Annotated in this window: 3 protein-coding genes; all 3 read left to right on the top strand. The window is 71.5% G+C overall.

The features are described 5' to 3' along the window. Positions 1 to 2893 (top strand): type VII secretion protein EccCb (eccCb, locus tag FPZ47_RS26705; protein WP_145039730.1); only part of this gene is annotated, 2893 nt, incomplete at its 5' end. Between the two features lie 2 nt (positions 2894 to 2895). Beyond that, entirely contained in the window at positions 2896 to 3204 is a 309-nt protein-coding gene (locus FPZ47_RS26700) for a PE family protein (protein ID WP_144957172.1), read from the top strand. A gap of 3 nt (positions 3205 to 3207) precedes the next feature. Then, positions 3208 to 4133 (top strand): PPE family protein (locus FPZ47_RS26695; RefSeq protein ID WP_145039727.1); only part of this gene is annotated, 926 nt, incomplete at its 3' end.

Here is a 4133-nt window from a genome sequence, read left to right as displayed (position 1 = left end):
GGCGGGTGCCATCGAACGCTGGCAGACCGGCGGCTGGCAGCCCTACATCGACAACGCCGACCAACTCGGCGCCGACGACGCCGCCCACCTGGCCCGGCAGTTGTCGCGCTGGGACTCCAACCCCACCCACACCGGGCTGCGCTCGGCGGCCACCCGCGGCGCGGCGTTCACCACGCTGTTCGGGATCGGTGACGCGTCGCAGCTGGACGTGGCCACGCTGTGGGCGCCGCGCCGCCGCGACGAGGAGCTGCGCGTGCCCATCGGCGTGACCGCGAGCGGCGAGCCGCTGATGTTCGACCTCAAGGACGAGGCCGAGGGCGGGATGGGGCCGCACGGCCTGATGATCGGCATGACCGGCTCGGGCAAGTCGCAGACCCTGATGTCGATCCTGTTGTCGCTGTTGACGACCCATCCGGCCGACCGGCTGATCGTCATCTACGCCGACTTCAAGGGAGAGGCCGGTGCCGACAGCTTCCGCGATTTCCCCCAGGTTGTCGCGGTGATCTCGAACATGGCTGAGAAGAAGTCGCTGGCCGACCGGTTCGCCGACACGCTGCGCGGGGAGGTGGCGCGGCGCGAGACGCTGCTGCGCGAGGCGGGCCGTCGGGTGCAGGGCAGCGCGTTCAACTCGGTGACCGAGTACGAGAATGCCCGCGATGCCGGCGCATCCGACCTGCCGCCCATCCCGACGCTGTTCGTGGTCGCCGACGAGTTCACCCTGATGCTGGCCGATCACCCCGAATACGCCGAGTTGTTCGACTACGTGGCGCGCAAGGGCCGCTCGTTCCGCATCCACATCCTGTTCGCGTCGCAGACGCTCGACGTCGGCAAGATCAAGGACATTGACAAGAACACCTCCTACCGCATCGGGCTGAAAGTGGCCAGTCCCAGCGTTTCTCGTCAGATCATCGGCGTGGAGGACGCCTACCACATCGAGTCCGGTAAGGAACACAAGGGGGTGGGCTTCCTGGTTCCCGCGCCCGGCGCCGCGCCGATCAAGTTCCGCAGCACCTACGTCGACGGCATCTACGATCCGCCGCGGCGGGCGAAATCCTTTGTGGTGCAGGCCGCCCCGGAACCAAGACTGTTCACGGCCGGGAGAGTGGAACCGGATCAGGACACGGTGGTCTCTCCGGCCGGGCCGCAGGACGTGGCCGGGCCGCCGCGCAAGCTGATCGCCACCATCGGCGAGCAGCTGGCGCGCTGCGGGCCGCGGGCGCCGCAGCTGTGGCTGCCGCCGCTGGACGAGCCGATCGGACTGACCGCGGTGCTGGCGCGCGCCGGCCTGCCGCAACGGCAGTGGCGCTGGCCGCTGGGGGAGATCGACAAGCCGTTCGAGATGCGGCGCGACCCGTTGGTTTTCGACGCCACGTCGTCGGCGGGCAACGTGGTCATCCACGGGGGCGCCAAGTCCGGGAAATCGACGGCCCTGCAGACGTTCGTCATGTCGGCGGCCAGCCTGCACTCACCGCGCGACGTCACGTTCTACTGCCTCGACTACGGCGGCGGGCAGCTGCGGGCGCTGGAGGGGCTGGCCCACGTCGGCAGCGTCGCCTCGCCGCTGGAGCCCGAACGGATCCGGCGCACCTTCGGCGAGATCGAGCAGCTGCTCCGGTCCCGGCAACAGCGGGAGGTGTTCCGCGACAGGCACGGATCGGCGCCCGACGACGGCTTCGGCGAGGTGTTCCTGGTCATCGACAACATCTACGCCTTCGGCCGGGACAACACCGACCAGTTCAACACCCGAAACCCCTTGCTGGCCAAGGTGACCGAGTTGGTCAACATCGGGCTGGCCTACAGCATCCACGTGATCATCACGACACCGAGCTGGCTGGAGGTGCCGCTGGCGATGCGCGACGGCCTGGGCCTGCGGCTCGAGCTGCGGCTGCACGACGCGCGGGACAGCAACGTGCGGGTGGTCGGTGCGCTGCGCCGGCCCGCCGACGCCGTCCCGCACGACCAGCCGGGTCGCGGGCTGACGATGGCCGCCGAGCACTTCCTGTTCGCCCAGCCGGAGCTGGACCAGGTGGCGGCGATCAACGCCCGCTACCCGGGCATGTCCGCCCCGCCGGTCCGGTTGCTGCCCGACGACCTTTCGCCCGCCGCGGTCGGGGCGCTCCACCGGGGCGGCGAACGCGTGGTGATCGGGCAGCGCGAGGAGGACCTGGCGCCGGTGGTGCTCGACTTCGCCGCCAACCCGCTGCTGATGGTGTTCGGCGACAGCCGCTCCGGCAAGACCACGCTGCTGCGCCACATCATCCGCACCGTGCGCGAGCACTCCACGGCGGACCAGGTGGCCTTCACCGTGCTGGACCGGCGGCTGCACCTGGTCGACGAGCCGCTGTTCGGTGACAACGAGTACACCGCGAACGTCGACCGGATCATCCCGGCGATGCTCGGGCTGGCCCACCTCATCGAAGCGCGCCGCCCCCCGGCCGGCATGTCGGCGGCCGAGCTCTCCCGATGGACCTACCAGGGCCACACGCACTACCTGATCATCGACGACGTCGACCAGGTGCCGGACTCGCCGGCCGTCCACGGCCCCTACGTCGGGCAGCGTCCGTGGACCCCGCTGATCGGGCTGCTCGCGCAGGCCGGCGATCTGGGGCTGCGGGTGATCGTCACCGCCCGCGCCAGCGGCTCCGGCCACGCGCTGATGACCAACCCGTTGCTGCGCCGCTTCAACGACCTGCAGGCGACCACGCTGATGCTCGCGGGCAACCCGCAGGACGGCGGCAAGATCCGCGGCCAGCGGTTCTGCCGGCTGCCCGCGGGGCGCGCGATCCTGTTGGGCGACAGCGAGACTGCCACCTACGTGCAGTTGGTCAACCCGCTGGCCGCCGAGTCGGCGATGGTCGGTGAGTTCGGGACAGAACGACTACAGGAGGAGTAGCCATGACGTTGCGAGTGGTTCCCGAGGGCCTGGCCGCCGCGAGCGCGGCGGTACAGGCGCTGACGGCGCGGCTGGCGGCCGCGCATGCGGCGGCGGCCCCGGCGATAACCGCGGTGGTGCCGCCGGCGGCGGACCCGGTGTCCCTGCAGACGGCCGCCGGCTTCAGCGCCCAGGGCCAGGAACACGCGGCCGTCGCGGCCCAGGGCGTCGAAGAACTCGGCCGCGCCGGGGTGGGCGTGGGCGACTCCGGCGCGAGTTATTTCGCGGGCGACGCCGCCGCGGCCGCCACGTACGGGGTCACGGGCGGCTGAGACATGAGCTCGCCCATCTGGATGGCCACACCGCCGGAAGCGCATTCGGCGATGCTGAACACCGGTCCGGGGCCGGGTCCGCTGTTGGCGGCCGCCGGCGCGTGGAGCGCGCTCAGCACCGAATACGCCGCGGCGGCCGCCGAGCTGGGTGGGCTGATCGGATCGGTGCAGGCGGGCGCCTGGCAGGGGCCCAGCGCCGGGCAATACGCGGCGGCGCACCTGCCGTACCTGGCGTGGCTGCAGCAGGCCGGCGCCGACAGCGCGGGTGTCGCCGCGGAGCACGAGGCCGCGGCGATGGCCTACGCCGGCGCGCTGGCGGCGATGCCGACGCCGGCGGAACTGGCGGCCAACCACATGATTCACGCGGTGTTGGTCGCGACGAATTTCTTCGGCGTCAACACCGTTCCGATCGCGCTCAACGAGGCCGACTACGTGCGGATGTGGGTGCAGGCGGCCACTGCGATGAGCGCCTACCAGGCGGCCTCCGGTACGGCGCTGGCCTCGGCGCCGCGGACCGCGCCCGCACCGTCGATCGTGAATCTGGACCGAAGCAACACCGCCGCGCAGACCAACCCGCTGTCCTGGCTCGGCCAACTGGTGCAGACCTACCTGAACCTCTACCAGGAGGGGTTCGGCGAATTCGAGGCGCTGCTGCAGAACCCGGTGGGGACGCTGCGGCAGATCATCACCGCGTTCGCCACGAATCCCGCTGCGGCACTGGTGGCCTACGGTCCATTGTTCTTCTTCGCGGCCTACGAGGTCGTCTCGCCCATCGCGACGTACGGCCCCATGCTGACGGCGCTGTCGCTGGGCCTCAGCCTGAGCCTGGGCACCATCACCCTGCCGGCCGGCGCGATCGCGCCGATCGCGGCCCCGGCGGCGGCCGGGGGGGCGCCCGGGCCGCGCCCGCCCCCCGCGGGCGCGGGCGG

Source organism: Mycobacterium helveticum (assembly GCF_007714205.1).
Taxonomy (GTDB): Bacteria; Actinomycetota; Actinomycetes; order Mycobacteriales; family Mycobacteriaceae; genus Mycobacterium; species Mycobacterium helveticum.
Note: the sequence above shows the minus strand (reverse complement) of the source record. Positions and strands in the feature narration are given on the sequence as shown.